Raw genomic sequence first — 26,262 nt, 5'->3', positions numbered from 1 at the left:
CGGCGGGGGGGGGCGCCGGGCCGGGGGGGGGGGGCCCGCGGCCGGACGCGTCGGCTCAGGAGCCGAACGTCTCGTCCATGTCGGCGGCCGCGGTGTCCGCCGCCTCCTGGACGGTGGCGCTGCCGGAGAGGATGGACTGGAGCATCGTCTCGAGCGTCTTCTTGCCCTGGATCTGCCCGTAGAGCGGCGTCACCGGGACGGAGCGCCCGGCCTCGACCATCTGCTGCGCGAATGGCGCGACCATCGGGTCGTCCTCCTGGATGACCTTCTCGAGGAGCGACGTCTGGCCCGGGAAGTAGCCGGACTGCTGGCCCCACGCCTCGGCGAACTCGCCGGTGGTCATCATCTCGACGAACGTCCACGCGAGGTCCTGCTTCTCGGACGCCTCGAACACGCCGAGGTGCGAGCCACCGAGGAACGAGTCGGACAGACCCTCGGTCTGGCCGGGGATCGGGAAGGCGCCGATCTTGCCCTCCATGTCCGGCACGTCGGAGACGATCTTGCCCGGCGTCCAGCTCCCGGAGATCATCATGCCGACCTGGCCCTGCTCGAACGCGGCGAGGAGGTCCGTCTCCTTCCACGTCGTGGCCGCGGCCGTCGAGAACCCGTGCTCGGTCGCGAGGCCGGTGTAGAACTCGAGGCCCTCGACCGACTCGGGCGAGTTCACCTCGGAGGTCCAGGTGTCGCCGTCCTGCACCGCGAGGTCGCCCCCCGCGCCCCAGATGAACGGCATCGCGCCGTACTGGCTGTCACCGGCGACCGGGAACGGGATGATCTCGGGGTTCGCGGCCTTGAGCGCGTCCGCCGCGGCGACGAGCTCGTCCCACGACGTCGGGGCCTCGATGCCCGCGGCCTCGAAGAGGTCGGCGCGGTAGACGACCGAGCGCACGCCCGCGTACCACGGCATGCCGTATACGCCGCCGTCGAGCGTCGCGGACTCGACGAGGCCCGGGACGAGGTCGTCCTCGAGGCCCGCCTCGGCGATGCGGTCGGAGAGGTCGGCGAGCGCGCCGACGTCGGCGAACTCGCCGGTCCAAGTGGTGCCCACCTCGGCGACGTCGGGCGTCGTGCCGCCCGCGATCGCGGTCGTGAACTTGTCGTGGGCGCTGGCCCACGGCTGGAACTCGATCTGGAGGTCGGCGCCGGTCTCCTCCTCGAACGCGGCCGTGACCTCGTCGAAGAACGCGTCGGCGTCGGGGTTGGTGCCCTCCATGATCCAGACGGTGAGGGTCTCGCCCGAGAAGTCGGTGGCCTCGTCACCACCGGTCGTCTCGGAGCCGGACCCTCCACCGGAGCCGCACGCGGCCAGGCCGAGCGCGAGGACGAGGGTGCCCGTGACGGCCACCGTGCTGCGTCGCTGCATGCCGTGACACTTCCTTTCTGTCGGCCGCGGGGGGGACGGCCGGGTCGTGTGCCCTGACGGGGCCGCGCAGGCCGGTCGGCTCGCGCGGTGTGAAACTTACTTCCATCAGTGGACGTATGCGTGAAGATTACTGCCACGCCCGCGCGAACGGAAGCCAGGGCGACAGATGTTGCACGTTCTTAACAATCACCGGGACCCGTGGCGGACCCGGGCGCGTCACGGGACGCGCGCGGTCCACTCCGGCGTCGAGAACTTCGTCCGGGCGAGCTCCTGGGCGCGCTCGCGCTCCTCGGGCGTGACCTTGCCCTCCACCGTGCGGTACCGGGACCGGAAGTGCGCCTTGAACGCCTCGATGACGTCCTCGCGGGCCATGCCCGTCTGCGACCGCACCGGGTCCACGCGCTTGTTCGCGCTCGTCGTGCCCTTGTCGGAGAGCTTCTCGCGCCCGATGCGCAGCACCTCGAGCATCTTGTCCGCGTCGATGTCGTACGCCATCGTCACGTGGTGGAGCACCGCTCCCCCGCGCAGGCGCTTCTGCGCCGCGCCGGCGATCTTGCCCGCCGGCGAGGCGATGTCGTTGAGCGGCTTGTACGTCGCCTCGACACCGAGCTCGGCGAGCGCGCCGAGCACCCAGTCGTCGAGGAACGCGTAGGAGCGCTCGAAGCTCAGGCCCTCGACGAGCGAGCCCGGGACGTACAGCGAGTACGTGATCGTGTTGCCCGGCTCGACGAACATGGCCCCGCCGCCCGAGATGCGGCGTACGACCGTCACCCCGTGGCGCTCGGCACCCTCCGGGTCGACCTCGTTGCGCAGGGACTGGAACGACCCGATGATCACCGCGGGCGAGGCCCACTCCCAGATCCGCAGCGTCGGGCCGCGGCGGCCCGCGTCGAGCTCCTCGGTGAGCACCTGGTCGAGCGCGAGGTGCATCGCGGGCTCCTCGGGCCCCTCGTGCACGATCTCGAACGTGTGGTCGCTCCAGCCGGTCGCGTGCCCCAGCGCACGGCGGACCGCGATCGCGACCGCCTCGGGCGAGAAGCCGACCATCGTCACGTCGTCGCCGAGCGCGCCCTGCACCGCGCTCGCGAGCTGCGCGACCGTCGCCGTCTCCGGCATGCCCGTCAGCGCGCCGTCGATGTCCTCGAGCGCGTCGTCCGGCTCGAGGAAGAAGTCGCCGCTCACCGCGACGCGGGCGAGCCGCCCGGCCTCCACCTCGACGTCGACCGCCACGAGCTTGCCACCGGGGACCTTGTACTCACCACGCACCCGACCACCCTAAGCCCGCCCGCCGTCGGCTCGGGGCGCGGGGCGCCGACCGGGCGAGACGGCGAGGTCACGGGCCGGTCAGCGCGGGTCGACGCCCGCGTGCACCAGGCCGTAGATCGCGGAGTCCGTCAGGGCCTCCCACGCGGCCTCGATGAGGTTCGGCCCGACGCCCACCGTCGACCACGAGGTGGACCCGTCCGTCGTCTCGATGAGCACGCGCGTGACCGCGTCCGTGCCCTGCTCGGTGTCGAGGATGCGCACCTTGAAATCGATGAGCTCGAACACGTCGATCTCCGGGTAGACGCGGCCGAGCGCGAGCCGCAGCGCGTGGTCGAGCGCGTTCACCGGCCCGTTCCCCTCGCCCGTGGTGACGATGCGCTCGCCGCCGGCGTGCAGCTTGACCGTCGCCTCCGCCGTCGCCTCCGTACCGCGCGAGCCGGCGCGCTCGACGATCGTGCGCCAGCTCTCGACGCGGAAGTACGGCGGCCGCTCGCCCGTGAGCTCCTCGCGCAGCAGCAGCTCGAACGACGCGTCCGCGGCCTCGTACGTGTAGCCGCGCGCCTCGTCGTCCTTGACGCGGTTCGTCACGCGCGTGAGGAGGTCGCCCTGACCCGAGAGGTCGAACCCGAGCTCGCGGCCCTTGAGCTCGATCGACGCGCGGCCCGCCATGTCCGACACGAGCATGCGGATGTCGTTGCCGACCGCCGTCGGGTCGATGTGCTGGTACAGGTCCGGGTCGACCTTGATCGCGCTCGCGTGCAGGCCCGCCTTGTGCGCGAACGCGCTCGCGCCGACGTACGGCTGGCGCGCGTACGGGGAGATGTTGGTGATCTCGCTGATCGCGTGCGAGATGCGCGTGACCTCCTCGAGCCCCTCGCCCGTGAGGGTGCGCAGCCCGTGCTTGAGCTCGAGGTTCGCGACGACGGTCAGCAGGTCGACGTTGCCCGTCCGCTCGCCGTAGCCGTTGACCGTGCCCTGCACGTGCGCGGCGCCCGCCTCCACGGCCGCGAGCGTGTTCGCCACCGCGCACCCGGAGTCGTTGTGGGCGTGCATGCCGAGCAGCGTGTCGCCCGGCAGCGCGTCCCGCCCGTGCGGCAGGCCCACGGCGTCGCGCAGCTCCTCGACGATCTCGGCGACCCACGTCGGCAGCATGCCGCCGTTCGTGTCGCACAGGGCCACGACCTCCGCGCCCGCCTCGAACGCGGCCTGCACCGCGGAGCGCGTGAACGCGGCGTCGTGACGGTACCCGTCGAAGAAGTGCTCGGCGTCCACCACGACCCGGCGACCCTCGCCCACGAGGAACGACACCGTGTCGGTGATCATCGCGAGGCCCTCGTCGGGCGTCGTGCGCAGCGCGCGCTCGACGTGCCGCACGTCGGACTTGGCGACGAGCGTCACGACCGGCGCCTCGGAGTCCACGAGCGCGCGCACCTGCGGGTCGTCCCACGCGCGCAGCCCGGCCTTGCGCGTCGCGCCGAACGCCGCGAGCACCGCGTTGCGCAGGTCGAGCTCCTTGGCGGCGCGGCGGAAGAACTCGGTGTCCTTGGGGACCGCGCCCGGCCAGCCGCCCTCGATGAAGCCGACGCCGAGCTCGTCGAGGAGCGGGGCGATCGCGAGCTTGTCGGCGACGGACAGGTTCATGCCCTCCTGCTGCGCGCCGTCGCGCAGGGTCGTGTCGTACACGTGGAAGACCCGCGCCTCGCGGTGGCCGGTCGCGGGGGTCGTCGCCGAGGTCATGGTGCCTCTTCCTGCCGTTCGTCGTGCGGGCGCCCGTGCGCCCGCCGTTCTGGTCCGTCTCTCCCAGGACGCCGGGTCGTCGCCCTCGTGAGGCCCTCAGGCCCGGCGGCCTGCCGCCGGGCGGGGGTGGTGCCCAGCAACAAAAAGACCCCCCGAGGGTGCGGGAGGTCTGCGCGTCCGGAAGGTGCTTCCGGGCGCGCTACTCGATAATGAGCTGGGAGACGAGGTGTGTCACAGGGCACATGGTGCCACAGGTTCCGCGACGATGGACACGAGCGTCCATCCACTGAGCCGCCCGCCGTCCGGCGGCGTCCGAGCGAGGAGTGACGATGAGCGACCCGACACCCGGCGGGTACGACCCGCAGAACCCCCCGACGCGCCGCTACGGGCAGCCACCCGTCCCCGGCCAGGCCCCGCCGCCCGCGGTGCCGCCGTCCGCGGCGCGCGGCGACTTCCCGCCGCCGGGCACGCCAATGAACCCCGCGGACCCGCGCCTCGGCGTCGAGGCGGGCCGCTTCTGGGCCGGGGCGGCCGCGACGGCGCTCGTCGCGGCGCTCATCGGGCTGCTCGGGGTGATCATCTTCGAGCGGATCTTCGACATCACGCTCGTGCCGCCGCCCGACCTCTTCGGCACGGGGTCGCGCCAGGCGGCCTGGGCGATCGACGGCGCGATCCTCGCGCTGCTCGCCGCGGGCGTGCTGCACCTGCTCATCCTCAGCACGCCACGGCCGCGCGCGTTCTTCGGCTGGATCATGGCCCTCGTCGTGGTCGTGATCGCCGTGCTGCCGTTCGCGTGGTCGAGCGACACGACGGCGGCCGCCCTCTCCGGCCTCATCAACCTGCTCATCGGCGTCGCCGTGTGGTCGCTGCTCGCGGGCGTCGCGGGACGGACCATCGTCGCGAGGCCGCGCACCGTCTGACGCCCGGCCCGCACGACGACGGGCGCCACCCGTGCGAAGGTGGCGCCCGTCGTGCGGTGCGGGTCGTGCTCAGGCGAGACGGCGCATCCAGCCGTGGCGGTCGGCCGCGCGGCCCGTCTGGATGTCGGTGAGCTCCGAGCGGATCGTCATCGTCAGCGACCCGGCCTCGCCGCCGCCGATCGTGAGGTCGAAGTCGGAGCCGGCGAGGCGCCCGATGGGCGTGATGACCGCGGCGGTGCCGCACGCGAACACCTCGGTCACCGAGCCGTCGCGGATGCCGGCCAGCACCTCGGCGAGCGGGATGCGGCGCTCGACCACGTCGTGTCCGCGGTCGGTGAGCAGCCGGATGATCGACGAGCGCGTGACGCCCTCGAGGATCGACCCGCTGAGCTCGGGCGTCTCGACCGAGCCGTCCGCCTTGACGACGAACACGTTCATGCCGCCGAGCTCCTCGAGGTACGTGCGCGTCGCGGAGTCCAGGAAGCAGACCTGCTCGCACCCGTGCTGCTGCGCGACGACCTGCGGGAGCAGCGACGACGCGTAGTTCCCGCCGCACTTGGCGTCGCCGGTGCCCCCGGCGCCCGCGCGGCTGAACTCGCGGTCCACCCAGATCGACACGGGCTTCACGCCGCCCGAGAAGTACGGCCCGACGGGCGAGGCGATCACGAGGTACTCGGCCTCGAGCGACGGCCGCACGCCGAGGAACGCCTCCGACGCGTACATGAACGGGCGCAGGTACAGGCTCGCCTCGTCGCCGGTGGGGACCCAGTCCACGTCGGTGCGCACGAGCGCGGTGATCGAGCCGAGGAAGTCGTCGACCGACAGCGCGGGCAGCGCGAGGCGGTGCGCCGAGCGGGCGAAGCGCGCGGCGTTCGCCTCCGGGCGGAACGTCCACACCGACCCGTCGGCGTGCCGGTAGGCCTTCATGCCCTCGAAGATCTCCTGCGCGTAGTGCAGGACGGCGGTCGCCGGGTCGAGCAGCAGGGGGCCGTACTTCTCGATGCGGCGGTCGACCCACCCGTCGGTCGAGTTCCAGCTGATCCTCGCCATGTGGTCCGTGAAGACCGTCCCGAACTTCGGGGCCGCGATCGCGGCCTCGCGCTCGGCGGGCGGCGTCGGCGAGTCCGTGGGGCGGACGTCGAAGAGGGCGACGAGGTCGTCCTCCGAGGACGACGGCTGGTGCTGCGCTGCGAGGGTGCTCATCATGAGGCCTTTCACCTGGCGACCCGGGTGGTCTCCGCCTAGTTTTCCACGACCGTACGGCTCGTGCGGCCGTCCGCGCGAGGGGACGACGACGGCAGGGGCGTCACCGGGTCAGAACGGGAGGGATCCGGTCCTGGGGCGATGACGACCGAGGTGCGGGGACTGCGGGCGAACCGGTGCCAGGGCCCTGGACGGACCCGGACGGCGTGTCAGCCGGCGACGCGAGCGGCGAGCTCGCGGCCCACCTCGGCCGTCGAGCGTACTCGGCTCCCCCGCTCGGCGAGGTCGGCCGCGACGGCCGCCTCGACGCGCTTCGCCTCGTCGCCGAGGCCCAGGTGGTCGAGGAGCAGCGCGACCGAGAGGACGGTCGCCGTGGGGTCGGCCTTGCCCTGGCCCGCGATGTCCGGCGCCGAGCCGTGCACCGGCTCGAACATCGACGGCGCGGTGCGGTCCGGGTTGATGTTCGCCGACGCCGCGAGGCCGATGCCGCCGGTGATCGCGGCGGCCTGGTCGGTGAGGATGTCGCCGAACAGGTTGTCGGTCACGATGACGTCGAACCGCGACGGCTTCGTCGTGAGGAAGATCGTCGCCGCGTCCACGTGCAGGTAGTCCGTGGTGACGTCGGGGAACTCGGCGTTGACGGCCTCGACCGTGCGTCGCCACAGGTGCCCGGCGTGGACGAGCACGTTGTGCTTGTGCACGAGCGTGAGGTGCTTGCGCGGGCGCGCCTGCGCCCGGGCGAACGCGTCGCGGACGACGCGCTCGACGCCGAAGGCCGTGTTCACGGAGACCTCGGTCGCGATCTCGTGCGGCGTGCCGGTGCGCAGCGCACCGCCGTTGCCGACGTACGGGCCCTCGGTGCCCTCGCGCACCACGACGAAGTCGATCTCGCCCGGGTCGGCGAGCGGCGACGTCACGCCCGGGTACAGCTTGCCCGGGCGCAGGTTGACGTAGTGGTCCAGCGCGAAGCGCAGCTTGAGCAGCAGACCGCGCTCGAGCACCCCGGACGGGACGCTCGGGTCGCCGATCGCGCCGAGGAGGATCGCGTCGTGGCCGCGGATCGCGTCGAGGTCCGCGTCGGTGAGCGTCTCCCTCGTCGCGTGCCAGCGCCGCGCACCCAGGTCGAACGGCGTCGTGGAGACCTTCACGTCCGAGCCGGCCACCGCCGCCTCGAGCACGGCGAGACCCTGCTCGACGACCTCGGTACCGATACCGTCGCCGGCCACGACTGCCAGATCAATGGTGCGCGTCATGCCGGCGAGCCTACGCCCTCAACCACTCCTCGGGACGGCAGTCTCACGTCTCGGACGCGAGTCGAGTTGCGCGAGACGGCACGGGCAGGCACTATTAGGAAACTTTCCTAAAGCCCGTCGAAGGACCGCCATGACCGCGCCCACCTCGTCGAGGATCCCCGGGACCCCCGGCCTGCTCCGCACGATCAACGACCGCGCGGCGCTGGAGCTCCTGCTCGACTCCGGCCCTCTCACGCGCTCGCAGATCGGCGACCGCACGGGCGTCTCGCGGCCGACCGCCTCGCAGATCGTCGCACGGCTCGAGCAGAGCGGCCTCATCGAGCCGACCGGGTCCGTCCAGGGGGCGCGCGGGCCCCAGGCCACCCAGTACGCCGTACGCACGGACGTGCTCGTCGGGCTCGCTCTCGACGTCGTGCCCGACGGCGTCCGCGCGAGCGTCGTGGACGCGCTCGGGCGTACTCTCGGCGAGACGACGGTCACCTCGGGCCCCGACCGCTCTGCGGCCGCCGACGTCCGCACCGCGCGCGCCGAGGCGTGCGCGGCCGCCGGCATCCCGGTCGCGCGCGTCGCGGCCGCCGTCGTCGGCGTCCAGGCGGCCGTCGCGCCCCGCACGGGCGACATCGCGCTCGTCGGCGAGCTCCCCGGCTGGCCGCGCCAGAACCTGCGCGGCCACCTCGAGGACGTCCTGGGTGTCGGCGTCCGCGTCGAGAACGACGTCAACCTCGCGGCGATCGCCGAGCGCGACGCCGGGCGCGACGAGCAGAGCTTCGCGCTCCTGTGGCTCGGCGAGGGCATCGGTCTCGGCGCGTGGCTCGACGGCCGGCTCCACCACGGCACCGCGGGCGGCGCCGGCGAGATCGGCTACCTGCCCGTGCCCGCCACCGGCGTCGACGACTCCGTCAACGTCCAGGACCTCGTCGGCGGGCTGCGCCTCGTCGAGCTCTGCGCGCGCGCAGGGGTGCCCGGCGTGACCGAGGAGACCCCCTACGCCGCGGCGGTCGACGCGATCCGCGCGCACGCGGGCTCCCCCGCCGTCCACGACCTCGTCGAGGACCTCGCACGGCGCGTCGCGATCGTGCTCCAGCCGGTCGTCGCCATCCTCGAGCCCGACGCCGTCGTGCTCGGCGGACCGACGGGCGTCGCGTGCGGCGCGGCGCTCGCCGAGACGACGGTCGCCGCGCTGCGCGCCACCGACCAGCGTGCAGGGACGGTCGTCGCGAGCGCCGTCCCCGAGCTCGCCGTCCTGCGCGGCGCCCGGTCCGTCGTCGCGCAGGACGTGCGCACCCTCCTGCTCGCCGCGGCAGGACGACCGGACCACCCGGTCGTCGCGCCCCCGGTCCCGGGGTAGACCTCTTCACCTGCCCCGCGAGCGGTGGCCCGCCGACCGTGGCACGGCGGGCCGCCGCTCACCCCGCTCAGCGCGGGTAGCGCAGCTCGAACCGCTCGCACACGAGCGGCATGTCGGGCGAGAACTCGCGCTCGAGAACGCGCCGGAAGTACGTCTCGTGGCCCGCGCGCCACGCCTCGAGCGAGCGGTCGTCCTCCCCCTCGGCGCGCGCGAACTCCGCGTCGACCTCGTCGAACGGGACGATCTCCACCGACGTCGTGCGGATCAGCGCCCGGGGGTGACCCTGGCCGTCGAGCAGGATGGAGAGCTCGCCGACGCGCGGGACCTGCTCCCCCGAGTCCTCGTACTCCCACAGGGCCGACGACGTCGCGGTCTTCTCGCCCGTGAGCACCGCCTCCAGCAGGTCGTCCGCCAAGGCCGGGTTGTCCCCGAACGACCACGCCGGCGGCGGCACCGTCTCGGCCACCGTCGTCCCGGTGACGACACCGACGCGCGCCATCCCGGCGCTCGGCCGGGCCAGCTCCCAGAACGCCAGGATCTCTGCCCCACGCTCGTCCACAGCCGTCACGTCCTCGGCCACCGGCTCCCCCTCGTCCGCTTCACGGGTCATGACCCTATCGTCGCGCACCCGAGGGCGATCTGCCCGGTCTCTCGCCATTCGTCCCCGTCGTGTCGCGGACGCGAGAGCCCGCACGGTCACCCCGCGTCGCGCGCCACCGCCGCGACGACGTCCCGCACCGGGCGCAGCACCACGCCCAGACCCGCGACCTGCGCGAGGCCCTCCTCCGTCGTCCCCGACACCGCGTCCGGCACGACGACGACCCGCAGGTCCCGCTCGCTCGCGTCGGTGACCGTGGCGCGCGGGCAGTTCGGGAAGTTGCACCCCGCCACGACTACCGTGTCGACGCCCCGCTCGCTCAGGAGCTCCTCGAGCGGGGTGCGGTAGAACGCGCTCCACCGCGGCTTCCACAGGGCCACCTCGTCCGGCCCCAGCTCCTGGGCACGCCCGGCGAGCAGCGTGGGCGGGTCCAGCGGAGGCGCACCCGGCGGCACGAGCTCGGGGAGGATCGCGGAACCCGGCGTCCCGGGCCGCACCACGGGCGCCCCGGCCGCGACCGCAGCGCGCCGCACCCGGTCCACGTCGTCGCCGTCGTACAGCCGCACCACGTGGACCACGGGGCGCCCGGCGCGCCGGTACGCCTCGACGAGCGAGACGAGACCCGGCACGACCGCCCGCGTGCCGGCGACCGGCGTGCTGCCGCCCTCCGCGAAGTCGACCTGCGTGTCGATCACCAGCAGGGCCGACGTCCCCCAGTGCGGCGCCAGGAACGGGTCCACCCCTTCGTCCCGCGTCGCAGCCGCCGTCGTCGTCATCGCTCTCCTCCGTCGGGTCCAGATGGTGCCGTCGCCCGTCGCGTGCCCCACGCCGGGCGGCCCGACAGCACGAGGAGGGGGGGGGGGGGGGGGGGCGGGGGGGGGCCCCCCCGGGGGGGGGGCGCGCGGCGGCGGGGGGGGGGGGGCGGGAGGCCGAGGAACGAGGCCGGATGGTCGATCGCGCGCGCCGCCGCCCCCTCCTCGAGACGAGCGACGACAGTCAGGTCAGCGTGCGGCGCTGCCCTCGGTACTCACGGTCGGGCAGGCACCTCCCGCCGACTACGGCAAGGGCTCCTTCGTCGCCCTGCCTGCGTCAGCGTGCGGCGCTGCCCTCGGTGTAGTCGGCGTCCTGCTGCTTCCACGCGAACAGCGAGCGCAGCTCCTTGCCGACCTTCTCGATCGGGTGCTGCGCGGCCTTCTCGCGGAGCGCGGTGAACTCCGGCGCGCCGGCGTCCTGGTCGTCGATGAAGCGCTTGGCGAACGCGCCGGACTGGATGTCCGCGAGGACGCCCTGCATGTTCTCCTTGACGTGCGCGTCGATCACGCGCGGGCCCGAGACGTAGTCGCCGTACTCCGCGGTGTCGGAGACGGACCAGCGCTGCTTGGCGATGCCGCCCTCCCACATGAGGTCGACGATGAGCTTGAGTTCGTGCAGCACCTCGAAGTACGCGATCTCCGGCTGGTAGCCGGCCTCGGTGAGGGTCTCGAAGCCGTACTGGACGAGCTGCGACACGCCACCGCACAGGACGGCCTGCTCGCCGAAGAGGTCGGTCTCGGTCTCCTCGGTGAACGTCGTCCTGATGACGCCGGCGCGCGTGCCGCCGATCGCCTTCGCGTACGACAGCGCGACGTCCCAGGCCTGGCCCGACGCGTCCTTCTCGACGGCGATGATGTCCGGGATGCCGCGGCCCGCGACGAACTCGCGGCGCACGGTGTGGCCCGGCGCCTTCGGGGCGACGAGGATGACGTCGACGCCCTCGGGGGCCTCGATGTAGCCGAAGCGGATGTTGAAGCCGTGCGCGAACGCGAGCGTCTTGCCCGTGGCGAGGTTCGGCTTGATCTCGTCGTTGTAGATCGAGCGCTGGTGCTGGTCCGGCGCGAGGATCATGATCAGGTCGGCCCACGCGGCGGCGTCCGCCACGGACTTCACCTCGAAGCCCTCGTCCTGGGCCTTCGCGACGGACTTCGAGCCCTCGCGCAGGGCGACGACGACCTCGACGCCGGAGTCGCGCAGGTTCTGGGCGTGCGCGTGGCCCTGGCTCCCGTAGCCGACGATCGCGACCTTCTTGCTCTGGATGATGGACAGGTCGGCGTCGTCGTCGTAGAACAGCTCAGCCACGATGGATCTCCTCGGTTCTTCGGTGGGGGTGCGGTGTCTGCGGGGTGGGACGTGCCCGGTGCGCACCGACGCCCCGTGGGGTCTCGGTGCGAGGGTAGGCGATGGTCAGGCCGAGCGGACCACGCGTTCCAGCGCGCGGTCGGTGATGGAGCGGGCCCCGCGCCCGACGGCGACGGTCCCCGACTTCACGATCTCGCGCACGCCGTAGGGCTCGAGGGCCCCGAGCAGCGCGTTGAGCTTGTCGGCGGTGCCGGTCGCCTCGACGGTCACGGCGTCGGGCACGACGTCGACGACCTTGGCGCGGAAGAGGTTGACGACCTCCAGCACGCCCGTGCGGTTCGCGCCGTCGGCGCGGACCTTGACGAGCAGGAGCTCGCGCTGCACGGACGCGGCCGCGTCGAGCTCGACGATCTTGATGACGTTGACCAGCTTGTTGAGCTGCTTGGTCACCTGCTCGAGCGGGCGCTCCTCGACGTCGACGACGACGGTGATGCGCGAGATCTCCTCGTGCTCCGTGGGGCCCACGGCGAGGGAGTGGATGTTGAAGGCGCGGCGGGCGAACAGGCCGGCGACGCGCGTGAGCACGCCGGGCTTGTTCTCGACGAGCACCGAGAGGGTGTGGCGGGACATGGCGGGTCAGTCCTCCCGTGACAGGGGTCGGATCGAGGCTGCGTGGCGCACCGCGCTCAGTCCTCTCGGTCCCACGCGGGCGAGATGCCCCGCGCGTACTGGATGTCGTCGTTGCTGACGCCGGCGGCGACCATGGGCCACACCATCGCGTCGCGCGAGACGTTGAAGTCGACGACGACGGGGCGGTCGTCGATCTCCATGGCGCGCTTGATCGCGGCGTCCACCTCGCCCATGGACTCGACGCGGATGCCCTCGCACCCGTACGCGTCGGCGAGCTTGACGAAGTCGGGCACGCGCGCCGTCCCGTGGCCGGTGTGGAGGTCGGTGTTGGAGTAGCGCTGGTCGTAGAACAGCGTCTGCCACTGCCGGACCATGCCGAGCGAGCTGTTGTTGATGAGCGCGACCTTGATCGGGATCTCGTTGATCGTGCAGGTGGCGAGCTCCTGGTTGGTCATCTGGAAGCAGCCGTCGCCGTCGATAGCCCACACGGTGGCGTCGGGGCGGCCGACCTTCGCGCCCATGGCCGCCGGGACGGAGAAGCCCATCGTGCCGAGGCCGCCCGAGTTGAGCCACGTCCGGGGGTGCTCGTAGCGGATGAACTGCGCGGCCCACATCTGGTGCTGCCCGACGCCCGCGACGTAGATCGACTCGGGTCCGGAGAGCTCGCCCAGGCGCGAGATGACGTACTGGGGCGCGAGGTGGCCGTCCTCCGGCTCGGAGTAGCCGAGCGGGTACGTCTCGCGCCAGTCGTCGATCTGGCGCCACCACGCCTCGACGTCCGGCTTGCCCTTCGCCTCGTGCTCGCGCTCGAGCTCGGGCAGCAGGTCGGAGATGACCTCCTTGAGGTCGCCCACGATCGGCACGTCCACGTCGCGGTTCTTGCCGATCTCCGCGGGGTCGATGTCCGCGTGGACCACCTGCGCGTGCGGCGCGAAGCTCGACAGCGCGCCCGTGACGCGGTCGTCGAAGCGCGCGCCGAGGGACACGACGAGGTCGGCCTTCTGCAGGGCCGCGACGGCGGGGACCGTGCCGTGCATGCCCGGCATGCCCAGGTTCTGCGGGTGCGTGTCGGGCACCGCGCCGCGCGCCATGAGCGTCGTGACGACGGGCGCGCCCGACAGGTCGACGAGGCGGCGCAGCTCGGCGGACGCGTTGGCGCGGATCACGCCGCCGCCCGCGTACAGCACCGGCCGGCGCGCCGACGCGAGGAGGCGCGCGGCCTCCTTGATCTGCTTGCTGTGCGGCTTCGTCACCGGGTGGTAGCCCGGGAGCTGCACGTCCTGCGGCCACGAGAACGTCGTGCGGGACTGCATCGCCGACTTCGCGATGTCCACGAGCACGGGGCCCGGGCGGCCGGTCGAGGCGATGTGGAACGCCTCGGCGATGGTGCGCGGGATCTCGTCGGGGTCGGTGACGAGGAAGTTGTGCTTGGTGATCGGCAGCGTGATGCCGACGATGTCCGCCTCCTGGAAGGCGTCGGTGCCGATCGCGGACGCCCCGACCTGGCCGGTGATCGCGACGAGCGGGATCGAGTCCATGTTCGCGTCGGCGATCGGGGTGACGAGGTTGGTCGCCCCGGGGCCGGAGGTCGCCATCGTGACGCCGACCTTGCCCGTCGCGTGCGCGTACCCCTGCGCGGCGTGGCCGCCGCCCTGCTCGTGCCGCACGAGGATGTGCCGCAGGCGCTGGGAGTCCATGAGCGGGTCGTACGTGGGGAGGATCGCACCGCCCGGGATGCCGAAGACGACCTCGGCGCCGACCTCCTCGAGCGAGCGGACGATCGACTGCGCGCCGGTCATCTCCTCGCCCTGCGAGGCGCCGGCGGACGCGCCGGCCGGACGCGCCGTCGCGGCGCGCCGGGCGTCGCCGCGCGGGGCGACGGACGCGGGCGTCGGGGCGGGCTTCGGCGCCGCGGGTGCGGGCGCCGCGGCGCCCGGTCGCGGAGGTGCCGGGGTGGGTCCCTGGGCCATGGTGTCTCCTGCGTGTCGTGGCCTCGGCCCGGCGGGCGCCCCGGGGGGGCGCGCCCCCGGGAGCCGGAGCCGCCCGGGGTGGTGGGGTCGTGCTGGTCGCGGGGTGCGGTGCCGGTCCTCGCGGGTCTCGCGGGGTGCGGCGCTGCGGTGGCCGGGGTGGGGCCGTCCGCGGTCGGTGTGGGGTTGTGGTGGCAACAAAAAACCCCTCGAACCCGGGATGTCGGGCTGGACGAGGGGTGAGCGCGCTGACGAAGCCTGGTGGCGTGGCCTCAGCCGGCGCGCTCAGGAAGTACTACGAGAAGGATCGTCTGCACGGCATGGGACTGTACGCCCATGTTTCGGGGATGTCACGTATCGAGGCGCCCGTCTCACGCACTGGGACGCGCAGCGAGGTCGCGCATTCGGCGCAGCACAAGGCCCTCCCACGCGGCGAGGTCCGCGACGGCGCCCGACCGGCCGTCGTCGTCCCGCTCGGGGTGGGTCGTGAGCAGGACGGACGCGTCGTGCCACCCCGCGAGCACGTCGGCGGGGACCTCCTGCGGCGTGCCGCCGACGTTGACGACGACGAGCAGCTCGTCGCGCGTCACGGTCCCGTCCGCGCGGGGCGTGTCGAGCGCGCGCGTGAACGCGTAGATCGCGTCGTGCTCCGGCAGGAGCATGCGGAAGTCGCCGAGCGCGACGACCGGCTCGTCGTGCCGCAGCGCGACGAGCAGGCGGTAGAAGTGCAGCACGGAGCCGCCGTCCGCCCAGGCCGCCTCGGCGTTGATCGTCACGTGGTTCGGGTTGACCTCGAGCCACGGGGTGCCCGTGGTGAACCCGGCGTTCGCGGTCGCGTCCCACTGCACGGGCGTGCGCGCGTGGTCGCGGCTCGCGTGCGCAAGGACCGCGAGCATCTCGCCGTCGGTCCGCAGGCGCGGCCCGCCGGCGCGTCCCGTGAGCTCCTGGAAGTAGCCGAGCGACTCGACGTCCTGGTACTGCTCGATCCGCGTGAACGGGGCGTTCGTCATGCCGAGCTCCTCCCCCTGGTACACGTAGGGGGTGCCGCGGTGCAGGTGCAGCAGGAGCGCGAGCGCCTTCGCGGACGCGACGCGGTGCGCGGGCGAGTCGTCGCCGAAGCGCGAGACCACGCGCGGCTGGTCGTGGTTGTCCCAGTACAGGGCGTTCCAGCCGCGCTCGGCGAGCCCGGCCTGCCAGCGGCCGAGCGTCGCCTTGAGGTCCGCGAGCCGCCACCGGACCGGGTCGTAGCGCGTCGCGCCGTGGTCGATGCCCATGTGCTCGAACTGGAACACCATGTCGACCTCGCGGCGCTCCGGGTCCGTGTAGCGCACGCCGTGCTCGACCGTGACGCCGGGCGTCTCCCCCACGGTGAGGATCTCGCGTCCCTGCGCGAGGTAGGGGGCGAACACCTCGCGGTGCATCTCGGCGAGGAACTCGTGCACGCGCGGGCCGTCGGTGTAGTGCGGGCTCCCGTCACCGTACGTGCCCCAGTGCACCTCGCCGTCGGGCAGCGAGCCGTCGGGCGCGACGTCCTTGGAGATCAGGTTGATCACGTCCATGCGGAACCCGTCGACGCCGCGGTCGAGCCACCGCCGCATCATGGCGTGGACGGCCCGGCGGACCTCCAGGTTCTCCCAGTTGAGGTCGGGCTGCTTGGAGTCGAACAGGTGGAGGTAGTACTCCCCCGACGCCGGGTCGAACCGCCACGCGCTGCCGCCGAAGAACGAGCGCCAGTTGGTGGGCTCGGCCCCTGGTGCCCCGGGCTCCATCCCGGGGCGCGCCGGGCGCCACCAGTACCAGTCGCGCCGCGGGCTCTCGGGCGACGACCGCGACTGGACGAACCACGGGTGCTCGTCGCTCGTGTGGTTGACGACGAGGTCCATGACGAGCTTCATCCCGCGTGCGTGCAGGCCCTCGATCAGGGCGTCGAGGTCCGCGAGCGACCCGAACAGCGGGTCGACGTCCTCGTAGTCGCTGATGTCGTACCCGTTGTCCGCCTGCGGCGAGCGGTACACCGGCGACAGCCACACGACGTCGACCCCGAGCCGCTCGAGGTGGTCGAGCCGGCGCGTGATGCCGGGGAGGTCACCGACGCCGTCGCCGTCGGTGTCCTGGAACGACCGCGGGTACACCTGGTAGACGACGGCCCGCGTCCACCAGGGCGCGTCGCCCGGTGTCCCGGCACCGGGCCACCCGCCGCGCGGTGCGTCGTCGGTCGCGGTCCTGGCAGCCTGCGTCATCGCCCGTCCTCTCGCGTGGTGCCTGCTCCCACCCTGCCCGACGGCGCCCGACGACGCGCGCCCGCACGCGTCGTCACGTCCATGCGACGGCGTCGAGGAACGGGCCGAGCACCGCCGCGGTGTCCGCCAGGTCCTCGCCGTCGAGCTGGGCGAGGACCATGGCCGAGCGCTCGCCGCCGGCCACTCCGACGAGCACCTTGCGCGGTGCCCCCGGCGTGGCGAACGAGCAGTCGACGACGGGGCGCGGCGCCCCGAAGGTCGTGTCGTCGTGGAGCCGCTCGCAGACGCCGCCCTGCCGGGCGATGCCGACGGCCACGGAGAGCATCGTGTCCTCGGACCCGACCTCGGCGTCGCCCGCCCAGACGATGAGCTGCTGCTCGTCGTCGTCCGCCGCGGTCGCCGCGAAGACGACGCCGTCGGGCAGCTCGTCCCCGACCGGCTCCCACCCGTCCGGCACCACGAGGCTCAGTCCGCCGTCGACCGTCACCCGCTCCTCCGGCCCGGGCGACGGGCTCGACGCGTCGCTCACCGCGACGCGCGGGAGCCCGCACCCCGCGAGGGTCAGGGCGGCGAGCAGGACGACAGGACCACGGAGGAAACGGTGCATTCCGCCAGTCAAGCAGCCGGGAGACCCCGTTCCGCCGTCGTCCACAGGCCCGGTTCGGGGGCGTCCGCCGTCGTGCGCACGCTCACCACGAGCCGGCTCCCGCGAACGACGTCGGGGCCGGCTCGACGCCCAGCACGTCGCGCAGGACGGCGAGGTCGTAGGTGCGCTCGAGCGCGAGGTGGCTGAGCGCGTACCGCGTCAGACGCGGCGGCTCCGGGCGGCGCAGGCGGCGCGCGACGGTCTCGACCACGCCCGCGAGCGCCCACGCCGGACGGACGGGGACGGCGACGACCCGGACGTCGGTGCCGCGGCGGCGCAGCGCGTCGACGAGCGCGTCGCGCAGCACGACCGGCTCGGCGTCGGCGACGTTCGCGACGAGGATCCCGCGGGTCGCTCCTGCTCCCCCGTGCCCCGCACGCGCCGTCGCGTCCGGGAGCGCGACGGCGGCGCGCACCGCCCCGACGAGCGTGTCCACGTGCGTGAGCGACTGGAGCACGCGACCGCCGCCGGGCAGGACGAGGCGGCCCCGTCGCACGGCGCTCTCGACGCGCGGCAGGAGCGTGGTGTCCCCCGGCCCGTACACGGCGTGCGGTCGCAGCACGACGACGGCGCCGCGGTCGGGGTGGCGTGCGGCGTCGCGGGCGAGCGCACGCTCCGCCTCCGCCTTCGTGGCGCCGTAGGCGTCGAGGTACCGGCCGACCGGCGCCTCCTGCTCGCGCGCCCGCACGCTCGGCCGGTACGGGTCGTACACGCTGCCCGAGGACACGTGCACGAACCGTGCGCCCGGGAAGGTCGCGCGCACGGCGCGCGTCCCGTCGACGTTGGTGGCGCGCGCGACGTCGAGCGCGCACCAGTCGGAGACGGCGGCGCCCGCGTGCACGACGGCGTCCGCCGCGGGCGGGTCGGCGAGCGGCCCCGCCGTGAGGTCCCACGCGAGGTGGCGGGCGCCGTCGACCCGGGCGTCGCGTCGCGACGTCGTCCACACGTCGTGGCCGTCCGCGACGAGCCCGCGCGCGACCGCGCCGCCGACGAACCCCGACGCGCCGGTGACGACGACCCTCACGCGGACGCGCCCTCGGCGGAGCGCGCCGCGACCGCCGTCGCGGGGACGAACGGTGCGGCGGCGCGCGCGAGCGCCGCCCGGTCGGGCTTGCGGGAGCGCCCGGCGAGCGGGACGCGGTCGGCGACGAGCACGACGTCGGGCAGCGCGTCGTGGTCGAGCACGTCCGGCAGCGCGGCGCGCACGCGGGCGACGAGCGGGTGGTCGGGGTCGAGTCTCACCGCCGTGCCGTCGTCGGCCCGCGGACCGCGCGCCGCCGCGTCGTCGCGCCCCGGGGCGTCCACCGCCGCGGTGAGGACCAGCGCCACGCGCTCGTCGCCGTCCACCTGGGGCACGCCGACGAGCAGGGCCTCGGCCACGCCGTCGAGCGCAGCGACACGCGGTTCGAAGAGGCCGGGGTAGATGTTCGTCGTGCCGCGGATGATCATGTCGCGCGTGCGTCCCACGAGCACGACCCGGCCGCGGCCGTCGAGGCGCGCGAGGTCGCCGGTGCGGTGCTCCGCGGCGCGCGGGCCCGCGCCGCGGGCGGGGGCGTCGAGGTCGTGCAGGTAGCCGGCCATGAGCGACGGGCCGGACAGCACGAGCTCGCCGACGACGGCACCGTCGTCGGCGGGGTCCGCGTCCTCCACGGGGTCGAGCCGCGCGACCGTGCCGGGCAGCGGGACGCCGACGAGGTCGCCGTCGCCCGCGTGCGCGAGCTTCTCCTGCGCCTCGACCACCGCGACGGGCAGGATCTCCGTCATCCCGTACACCGCGACCCACCGCGTGCCGGGCAGCACGCGCGTGGCGCGCTCCAGGAGCGCCCGCGTCACGGGCGCGCCCCCGACGAGCGCGACGCGCGGGCCGCGCGCGGGCACGACGCCGCCCTCGACCGCGTCGAGCAGCGCGGTGACGTCCGCCGGGACGAGGTAGGTCCCGGCGGCACCGTCGAGCTGACGCGCGAACGTCGTGATGTCGCGGCTCGGCGGGTCGGCGGGCACGGACCACGTGGCGCCCGCGAGCAGCGCCGGGACGCCGAGCAGCATCTGGTCGGTGTGCACGACGTCGCCCGGCGCGAGCGCGAACACGTCGCGCAGCAGGTCGCACCCGGCGAGCAGCGACCCGGCTGTGTGCACGACGGCCTTGGGCTGCGCCGTCGTGCCGGACGTGAAGACGGTGAGCGCCTCACGTCCCGGGTCGAGCGCGGGGAGCGCGTCGCGGTCGACGCGACCCGCGGCGAGGCGGCGCGCCGCGCGCGAGCCGCGCGGGACGCCGGGCAGCCAGGGCCCGGCGTGCACGTGGCGCAGCGGCAGGCTCGCGTAGTCCGGCAGGAGCAGCCCGCGCGACCGGGCCAGACGGCGCAGCGGACCGCGCGAGACGGCGTACAGGAGCGACTCGGTCGTCGCGAGCGACGGCCCCGCGGCGCCCACGCGGGCCGTGAAGAGCTCGGGCGTCGAACCCGGGTCCACGAACACGACCGTGCCGCCGGCACGCACGACGCCGAACGCGAGCACGACGCCAGCGGGCCGGGGCCGTACGGAGAACAGCGCACGGTCGCCCGGGGCGAGGCCGTCGGCCGCGAGCGCCGTCGCGGTCGCCTCGACGCGCCGCGCGAGGTCGGCGTACGTCGTCTCCTCGCGCACGCGGGCCCCGCGCCGCCCGGGGCGGGTCCAGCGCCGCAGCGCGACGGCGTCCGCGGACGCGTGGCCGGGCGCGCCCCGCGCGAGGATCGGGGCGAGCAGGTGGCGGGTCGCGTCGTCGGGCGTGGTCACGCCGCCTCCCGCGCGGTCGGCCGCCGCGTGGCGTCCGCGCCGCCGACCGTGGCACGGACGACGAGCGAGCGGTACGCGGGGATGAGCACGCCGCGCGCGACGGCGCGCTCCACGACCTCGAGGCCACGCCCCACCTCGGCGACGGGCTGCAGCGCGTCGAGGACGGCGTCGACCTGCGCCATGGCGAGGGGCATGCCGAGGCAGAAGTGCGGGCCGGCGCCGAACCAGAGGTGGCGGACGGCCGGGTCGACGGGTGCGTCGGGGTCGAACGGCCCGGCGTCCTTGCAGCACGAGACCGTGGCGATCACGACCCGGTCCCCCGCGCGCACGCGGACCTCGCCCACGGTGGCGTCGGTGCGCACCGAGCGCAGCATCGCGGGCGTCGGGGCGGTGACGCGCAGCGCCTCCTCGACGACCCGGCCACGCAGCGCGGCGTCGTCGGCTCCCCCGCCCGCGAGGAGCGCGGGGAGCCAGCCCGTGTCCGCCGTGAGCGCGACGAGTCGCGGCACGAAGGACTGGATCGTCTCGGTGCCGGTGAGGACGAACGCGCCGACGGCACCCAGCGCCTCGTCCTCCGAGAGTCCGAGCTCGCGCATGCGCCCCGGAACGGTCGAGGGGTCGCCGTCGCGGTAGGCGTCGCGGGCGGGCGCCGACAGGCGCGCGAGGACGGCGCGCGCGTGCCGCACCTGCCCGGGCGTGAGGCTGCGCCGGTGCAGGCGCACGAGGCCGACGACGGACTGCGCGGCCGTCATCGCATCGCGCACCGCGGCGTCGGTCGGCGGCAGGCCCGTCATGGCGCAGATGACCGTGCCCGCCATGGCCGCGGTCTCCACGACGAGGTCCACGCGCTCGCCCGCGAGGAGTCGCGGGGCGAGCCCGGCGAGGACGTCGGGCACGCTCACCGCGACGAGCTCGCGCACCGCGCGCGGCGTGAACAGCCCGGACAGCGCCCGCCGGAGCCGCGCGTGATCGGCTCCCTCCATGTTGAGCAGCACGGACGGGCCGAGCACGGGCGTCCACAGGTCCGACGGCGAGCCGGGGCCGACCTTGGTGAAGCGCTCGGTGTCGAGCAGCACGGCGCGCGCGGTCGCGGCGTCGGACACGACGACGCCGATGCCCGGGACGCGCACGACGGGCCCGCGGCGGCGCAGCGACCGGATCGCCGGGTAGACGACGGGATGGGCGCCGCGCTGGACCCGTTCCTCCCAGCGCATCGCCGCGGCGAGCGCCGCGGACCCGGCCGCGACCGGCGCGGCAGCCGTCGTCATCGGATGTCCACCACCTCGGGGCGGTACCGATGGTCCGCGTACCAGCCGAGCGTGCGGACGAGCCCCCAGGCGTGCGCGCGACGCGTCGACGCGCGCACCACGACCTCGCGGTGCGCGCCGTACCGGCGCGTGAGGCGGCGCACGGCGTTGACGAGCGCGCGGTCCTCGTGGACGTCCTCGATCGCGGTGCGCGGGAAGCCGCCCGCCTTCTCGTAGAGCTCGGCCGTGATCGCCATGTTGCAGCCCGGGGCCATGACGTACGGGCCGAGGTAGGACGGGTCCTGGTTGCCGGGCCGGAAGCGCCCGAACGTGCTCGCGACGCTCACCGCCGCGGACAGCACGCCCTGCTGGACGCGCGAGACGGGGCGGTCGTCGGTGCGCGGCACGAGGCGCCCCGCGACGAGGTCGTGACCGCTCGCGAACGCCGCGCGCACGCGGCGCGTCCAGTCCGGCAGCGGCAGGCAGTCGGCGTCGGTGCGCGCGAGGTGCGTGGCACCGCCCGCGATCGCGGCGCGCATGCCCGTGTCGGCCGCCGCGCCCGTGCCCTTCTGCGGCTCCTCGACGACGCGCCACCGCGTCATGCCCCACGCCGCGGCGGTCTCGCGGACGAGGTCCCCCGTGCCGTCCGACGACCCGTTGTCGACCACGACGAGGTCGAAGTCGGTGTCCTGCTGCGCGCGCAGGGCCTCCAGCGTCGCGACGATCCCGTGCGCCTCGTCCCGCGCGGGCACCACGACCGCGAGGCGCTGCGGCCCCGTGACGTGCCCCGCGAACCGGCGCGCGCTCACAGCCGCACCACCGTGGCGCCGATGCTGATGCCCCCCGCGAGGCCGACGAGCACGACGACGTCGCCCGGGCCGACGCGGCCCGTCTCGAGCGCGGTCGCGAGCTGGAGCGGGAGCGTCGCGGACGCGACGTTGCCGTGGTCGGCGACGGTGACGAGCGTGCGGCCGGTGGGCAGGCCGAGGGCCGCGTGCACGTCGTCGAGGTACGCGACGGCGACCTGGTGGACCGCGACGAGCGCGACGTCGTCCCACGTGAGGCCCGCGCGGCCGAGCGCGTCGAGGACGACGCCCGGCCCGAGCGCGAGGAACGCGTCCCGCAGGCGCGAGCCGTCGATCTCGAAGTAGGTGCGCTCGAGGTCGCGGGGGTGGGCGGTGCCGCCGCCGGGAAGCATGCCGACGTCCCAGTGCGTGGACTCGGCGCCGAACGCGCTCGCGAGGATGCCCCGGGGCGCGGGCGCCCCGGAGGCGTCGCGCGCGTCGGCCTCCGCCGGGGTCGCGCGCCGCACGAGGACGGCAGCCCCGGCGTCGGACATCGTGTACCCCGGCGCCGAGAGCAGGTACGTGGCGCGGTCCGGCACGTCCCAGCGCACCGCGCGCGACGGCGCCTCGCCGCACGCGACGAGCACGGTGCCGTAGCGGCCCGTCGCGATGAGCGCCTCGGCGACCTCGACCGCGTTGAGCACCGAGTTGCACGCGTTCTTGACGTCCATGACCGGGGACCGCACGCCGAGCTTCGCCGCAACGATGTGGCTCGTCGCGGGCTCGACCATGTCCTGGCTCGCGGACGCGAAGAGCAGCAGGTCCACGTCCGCGGGCGCGAGGCCCTCGGTCGCGAGGAGCTTCTCGGCCGCCGCGACCGCGAGGTCGGACGCGTCCCAGTCGTCGGGCAGGACGTGGACCTGGCGCACGCCCGTGAGGCGGGACACCATGGGGACGCGGGGGGCCGCGCCGGGGTTGCGGGCGGCGAGCGTGCGCTCGGCCTCGCGCACGTCGACCGTCCGCTCGGGCAGGTGCACCCCGACGGCGGCGATCACGGCCGCGGGGCGCGCCGGTGCGAGGAGCGGGCGGGACGCCGCCCCGGGAGAGTTGTCAGGCACCCGCGACACAGTAGCCAAGCGCGCCCCCTCCCACGGCCGCCGTCCACACGGCCCGATGGGGTGAACTGCCCATCCACAGGCGTGCGTCCGCGGGGCTCCGGAGGCGTCGCGTGCGCCAGACTGACCCGGTGACCGCCACGACGACCCCCGCCACCACGACCACGGAGCGCCGACGCGTCGTGCCCACCACGCACCAGGAGCTGCGCGTGCTCGCCGCCGCCCGCCCCGCGATGGCGGGCGTCCTCCTCGCGGGCGGCGCGGTCGCCGGGCCGCGGCGCGACGGCCGGGGCGGGCTGCGCAAGGTGCCGGGGCTCGGCTGGGTGACCGCGGACCCGACGGTCGGGCGGCGCGTCCTCACCGACCACCGGCACTTCACGATCGTCGGCGAGGGCGGGGTCGGTCACCTGTGGGCGCAGATCCTCGGCGACTGGGTCCTCGACCTGTTCGACGGCCCGGGCCACCACGACCTGCGCACGCGCTCGCGCGAGCTGTTCACGGAGGCGAGCGCCGCGGCGCTCGTCGACGGCGCGTGGTCGGCCGCCCTGGACGAGGCGCGCGCGACGCTCGCCGCCGGCGGGACGGTCGACGTCGGCAGGCTCGCCCGCGAACTGGTGGGCCGCATGATGATCTCCCTGCTCGGCATCCCCACGCCCGGCGGGGCGTCGTCGCCCGGCGGCACGGACGCCGTGCCGAGCGACGACGACGCGCTCGCGGCCTTCGCGACGGGCGAGCGCCTCGCGTCCATCGCGCTCGGCAGCGCGGGCTCGACCTACCTCTCGGCCGGGCAGGTCGCGGCCGCGCGGGAGATCGTCGCCGAGCTCACGCGGGGCGTGCCCGACGGCTGGCGGCACGCGCCCGCGGACCGCCTGCTCGGCCGGTGCCGCGAGCTCGGCCTCGGGCTGGAGGAGACGACGGGGCTCGCGAGCCTGCTCATGGTCGCGGGCACGGAGACGTCGGCGTCCGCGATGGCTCGCACGACCGCGCTCCTCGTCGACACGGGCGAGCAGCACCGGCTGCTGCGCCTCCTGGCCGACGAGCGCGCCCGTCCGGTCGTGCGCGCCGCGGGCGAGCCCGACGTCGTGGAGAACGCGGTCCGCGAGGGCCTGCGCGTGACGAGCCCCGCCTCCGTCATCGGCCGTGGCGTGTCGGCGGACGTCGAGGTCGCGGGCCGCACGCTGCGCGCCGGGGAGCGCGTCATGATCCTCACGTGGGCGGCCAACGCCGGGGTCGGCCCGTTCCGCGCGGACCGCCCCTACGTGCGCGAGACCCGCCAGCTCTGGTTCGGCGCCGGGCGTCACCTGTGCCTCGGGGCCGCGCTCGCACGCGCCGAGATCGCCGCGCTGCTGCACGCGCTGTGGGACGACGGCGTGCCCCTGCGCGTCGTGTCGCGCCGCGCCAAGCGGCGGGTCCTCGTGCCCGGGTACGACGAGCTCGTCGTCGCGCGCGCCTGACCACCGCACGGACGCGGGGCGTCAGCCCTGCGGCGTGACGCTCCACGTGCCCGCCGTCTTCACGGCCAGGACACCGGGCAGCGCGAGGTCGATCGTCTCGGTGAACGCCTCCGAGTCGCCGAACATGCGCGACGCCTCGCGCGTGACGCCGAAGTACCGTCCCTGGAACGAGTCGCCCTGACCCGCGGGCGTCCAGGACACCTCTGCGCTCGTGGCCGTGCCGTCGAGGCGCAGGACCGTCGAGCCCGTGCCCTGCTGCGCGCCCGTCACGGGCGGCAGGTCGTTCCAGCTCTCGAGCCGGACCGACCAGTCCCCCGTCGTCTCGAGCCAGATCGACTGCCGCGGGTCCGAGTCCTCGAACACGTCCATGAGGTACGACCCGGTCGCCTCGCCGAGCGTGCCGGGGTACGGGGTGACCTCGGTCGGCGCCATGAAGGCCCGGGTCTGCGCGCAGTCGCCGCAGTCGAGGTGCACGACGACGGCGAACTCGCCGTCGCGCACGAACGTCACGGCGGCGCTGCCCGTCCCGCTCGCCGTGGCGGGCGCGCCCGCCGCGACCGTGCCCGCGTCGACCGCCTGGGCGGGCGGCTCCGTGGGCCGGTCCGCGAGCGGGTCGGCGGCGTCCTCCGTCGGCTCGTCGGTCGGATCCTCGGTCGGCGCCTCGGTCGCGTCGGTGGCCGTCGACGCGCTCGGCGGCGGGGTGGACGGCTCTGGGTCCGGGCCGGCCGTCGAGCACGCGGCGAGCGTCGCGGCCGCGGTGAGGGCGACGACGAGCGCCGTCGCACGACCGCGCGGGGGTCGTGTGCGGGAGGGGATCATCCGGACAGCCTCTCAGACCGCCTCGACGGGGTGCCGGTCAGTCGCGCGCCTGCCACGTGCACACGCACGCCTCGTTGCCCTCGGCGTCGGCGAGCACCCAGAACGCGGGAGCCCGGCGGTCCGAGACCAGGTGCCCGCCTGCCGCGATCGCCGCGGTGACGCGCCGCTCGGCGACGTCGTGCGGCACCGTCACGTCGACGTGGATCCGGTTGCGCTGCTCGCGCGGCGCGTCCATCTGCTGGAACCAGAACGCCGGACCGTGCGCGGTCGGGTCGTGCAGGTCGGGGGCCGGGAGCCCCGGGGCGCCCTCGTCGTAGCCCAGGACGGCGCGCCAGAACGGCTGGACCGCGGTGCCGACGAGCGTGTCGACCGCGATCTCCAGGCTCTGCACCGCCGTCGGGTCCGGCCGCAGGTCGAGCTCGCGCGCCGCGGCGGAGATCTGCCGCGCGAGCGCGACGTCGCGGTGGCTGATCCCGCCGACGTCGTGGGACGTGAGCCGCACCGTCACGGTGCCGTAGCGCAGGTCGACGTCCGGGTGGTGGTTCGCCGCCTCCGCGAGCTCGCCGATCGCGTCGACGAGCTCGACCCCGGCCGTGAACGACCCCGTCCGGTACAGCGCCTGGACCGTGCCGAGGAGGACCCGCCAGTCCTCGACGCCGTCGCTGTCGTGGAACTGCCGAGCGGTGATGCGGTCGTCCGCGGTCTCGGTCATGCCGGCCTCCGGTGTGCGTCGCTGCGGTGCTCCGACCACGCTAGCGGGCGCCGGCGACACCCGCGCGTGCCC

Annotated in this window: 22 protein-coding genes; 3 read left to right on the top strand and 19 right to left on the bottom strand. The window is 74.7% G+C overall.

The features are described from left to right. Nucleotides 1-55 precede the first annotated feature (55 nt). The 3 genes from GYH36_RS06895 to cimA form a co-directional block, all read right to left on the bottom strand. Nucleotides 56-1,363, bottom strand: a complete 1,308-nt coding sequence (locus GYH36_RS06895; RefSeq protein ID WP_024840695.1) for a sugar ABC transporter substrate-binding protein — start codon at nt 1,361-1,363, stop codon at nt 56-58. 216 nt (nt 1,364-1,579) lie between these two features. Beyond that, the gene (lplAB, locus tag GYH36_RS06890; RefSeq protein ID WP_024840694.1) at nt 1,580-2,629 is read right to left on the bottom strand and encodes a lipoate-protein ligase LplAB; all 1,050 of its coding nucleotides are present in this window, start codon (nt 2,627-2,629) and stop codon (nt 1,580-1,582) included. A gap of 78 nt (nt 2,630-2,707) precedes the next feature. Continuing rightward, nucleotides 2,708-4,366 carry a citramalate synthase gene (cimA, locus tag GYH36_RS06885; RefSeq protein ID WP_155098974.1) on the bottom strand — a complete coding sequence of 553 codons (1,659 nt, stop codon included), beginning with the start codon at nt 4,364-4,366 and terminating at the stop codon, nt 2,708-2,710. A gap of 329 nt (nt 4,367-4,695) precedes the next feature. On the opposite strand from cimA, the gene GYH36_RS06880 reads away from it, so the two are divergent. Beyond that, nucleotides 4,696-5,286 carry a hypothetical protein gene (locus tag GYH36_RS06880; RefSeq protein WP_162289469.1) on the top strand — a complete coding sequence of 197 codons (591 nt, stop codon included), beginning with the start codon at nt 4,696-4,698 and terminating at the stop codon, nt 5,284-5,286. Between the two features lie 69 nt (nt 5,287-5,355). Here GYH36_RS06880 and GYH36_RS06875 read toward each other — a convergent pair whose 3' ends face one another. Together GYH36_RS06875 and GYH36_RS06870 are read right to left on the bottom strand one after the other, a co-directional pair. Further along, a complete protein-coding gene (locus GYH36_RS06875) occupies nt 5,356-6,489 on the bottom strand; it encodes a branched-chain amino acid aminotransferase (protein ID WP_024840691.1) in 1,134 nt (377 codons plus the stop codon). Between the two features lie 209 nt (nt 6,490-6,698). After that, nucleotides 6,699-7,742, bottom strand: a complete 1,044-nt coding sequence (locus tag GYH36_RS06870; protein ID WP_162289468.1) for a 3-isopropylmalate dehydrogenase — start codon at nt 7,740-7,742, stop codon at nt 6,699-6,701. A 130-nt stretch (nt 7,743-7,872) separates the two neighbouring features. Between GYH36_RS06870 and GYH36_RS06865 the strand changes: the two genes are divergently transcribed. Further along, complete coding sequence (locus GYH36_RS06865; RefSeq protein WP_162289467.1) at nt 7,873-9,090, top strand: ROK family transcriptional regulator; 1,218 nt, start codon at nt 7,873-7,875, stop codon at nt 9,088-9,090. A 67-nt stretch (nt 9,091-9,157) separates the two neighbouring features. On the opposite strand, the gene GYH36_RS06860 is transcribed toward GYH36_RS06865, so the two are convergent. From GYH36_RS06860 to GYH36_RS06805, 12 genes are all read right to left on the bottom strand, one after another. Further along, the gene (locus tag GYH36_RS06860) at nt 9,158-9,700 is read right to left on the bottom strand and encodes an ASCH domain-containing protein (protein ID WP_024840687.1); all 543 of its coding nucleotides are present in this window, start codon (nt 9,698-9,700) and stop codon (nt 9,158-9,160) included. Nucleotides 9,701-9,786: 86 nt separating this feature from the next. After that, nucleotides 9,787-10,464 carry a cysteine hydrolase family protein gene (locus GYH36_RS06855; protein WP_162289466.1) on the bottom strand — a complete coding sequence of 226 codons (678 nt, stop codon included), beginning with the start codon at nt 10,462-10,464 and terminating at the stop codon, nt 9,787-9,789. A gap of 313 nt (nt 10,465-10,777) precedes the next feature. Continuing rightward, complete coding sequence (gene ilvC, locus GYH36_RS06850) at nt 10,778-11,803, bottom strand: ketol-acid reductoisomerase (protein ID WP_024842106.1); 1,026 nt, start codon at nt 11,801-11,803, stop codon at nt 10,778-10,780. A gap of 105 nt (nt 11,804-11,908) precedes the next feature. Further along, on the bottom strand, nt 11,909-12,433 hold the full coding sequence (gene ilvN, locus GYH36_RS06845) for an acetolactate synthase small subunit (RefSeq protein WP_024842107.1): 525 nt from the start codon (nt 12,431-12,433) through the stop codon (nt 11,909-11,911). A 56-nt stretch (nt 12,434-12,489) separates the two neighbouring features. Beyond that, nucleotides 12,490-14,403 carry an acetolactate synthase large subunit gene (locus GYH36_RS06840; RefSeq protein ID WP_115942868.1) on the bottom strand — a complete coding sequence of 638 codons (1,914 nt, stop codon included), beginning with the start codon at nt 14,401-14,403 and terminating at the stop codon, nt 12,490-12,492. A gap of 368 nt (nt 14,404-14,771) precedes the next feature. Beyond that, complete coding sequence (locus GYH36_RS06835) at nt 14,772-16,640, bottom strand: glycoside hydrolase family 13 protein (RefSeq protein ID WP_162289465.1); 1,869 nt, start codon at nt 16,638-16,640, stop codon at nt 14,772-14,774. 73 nt (nt 16,641-16,713) lie between these two features. Continuing rightward, on the bottom strand, nt 16,714-17,247 hold the full coding sequence (locus GYH36_RS06830) for a hypothetical protein (protein WP_162289464.1): 534 nt from the start codon (nt 17,245-17,247) through the stop codon (nt 16,714-16,716). A gap of 82 nt (nt 17,248-17,329) precedes the next feature. Continuing rightward, nucleotides 17,330-18,310 (bottom strand): NAD-dependent epimerase/dehydratase family protein, encoded by a 981-nt coding sequence (locus GYH36_RS06825; RefSeq protein WP_162289463.1) that lies wholly within the window; start codon nt 18,308-18,310, stop codon nt 17,330-17,332. After that, on the bottom strand, nt 18,307-20,058 hold the full coding sequence (locus tag GYH36_RS06820; protein ID WP_162289462.1) for a class I adenylate-forming enzyme family protein: 1,752 nt from the start codon (nt 20,056-20,058) through the stop codon (nt 18,307-18,309). Before GYH36_RS06820 ends, GYH36_RS06825 begins: the two co-directional genes overlap by 4 nt. Further along, the gene (locus GYH36_RS06815) at nt 20,055-21,326 is read right to left on the bottom strand and encodes a cytochrome P450 (protein WP_203231651.1); all 1,272 of its coding nucleotides are present in this window, start codon (nt 21,324-21,326) and stop codon (nt 20,055-20,057) included. Before GYH36_RS06815 ends, GYH36_RS06820 begins: the two co-directional genes overlap by 4 nt. Further along, nucleotides 21,323-22,114, bottom strand: coding sequence for a glycosyltransferase family 2 protein (locus GYH36_RS06810; RefSeq protein ID WP_162289461.1), 792 nt, complete (start codon nt 22,112-22,114; stop codon nt 21,323-21,325). The genes GYH36_RS06815 and GYH36_RS06810 overlap by 4 nt, the downstream gene beginning before the upstream one ends. After that, nucleotides 22,111-23,208: a 3-oxoacyl-ACP synthase III family protein gene (locus GYH36_RS06805; RefSeq protein WP_231492930.1), complete on the bottom strand. Its 1,098-nt coding sequence runs from the start codon at nt 23,206-23,208 to the stop codon at nt 22,111-22,113. The genes GYH36_RS06810 and GYH36_RS06805 overlap by 4 nt, the downstream gene beginning before the upstream one ends. A gap of 128 nt (nt 23,209-23,336) precedes the next feature. Between GYH36_RS06805 and GYH36_RS06800 the strand changes: the two genes are divergently transcribed. Continuing rightward, nucleotides 23,337-24,659, top strand: a complete 1,323-nt coding sequence (locus GYH36_RS06800; RefSeq protein WP_312028533.1) for a cytochrome P450 — start codon at nt 23,337-23,339, stop codon at nt 24,657-24,659. 21 nt (nt 24,660-24,680) lie between these two features. On the opposite strand, the gene GYH36_RS06795 is transcribed toward GYH36_RS06800, so the two are convergent. Together GYH36_RS06795 and GYH36_RS06790 are read right to left on the bottom strand one after the other, a co-directional pair. Beyond that, entirely contained in the window at nt 24,681-25,478 is a 798-nt protein-coding gene (locus GYH36_RS06795; protein ID WP_162289460.1) for a hypothetical protein, read from the bottom strand. A 37-nt stretch (nt 25,479-25,515) separates the two neighbouring features. Next, nucleotides 25,516-26,190: a 4a-hydroxytetrahydrobiopterin dehydratase gene (locus tag GYH36_RS06790; RefSeq protein WP_024842118.1), complete on the bottom strand. Its 675-nt coding sequence runs from the start codon at nt 26,188-26,190 to the stop codon at nt 25,516-25,518. Nucleotides 26,191-26,262 lie beyond the last annotated feature (72 nt).

The organism is Cellulosimicrobium composti, from assembly GCF_010287905.1.
Lineage (GTDB): Bacteria > Actinomycetota > Actinomycetes > Actinomycetales > Cellulomonadaceae > Cellulosimicrobium > Cellulosimicrobium composti.
The sequence above is the reverse complement of the archived record's forward strand: the minus strand, read 5'-3'. Positions and strand labels throughout refer to the sequence as shown.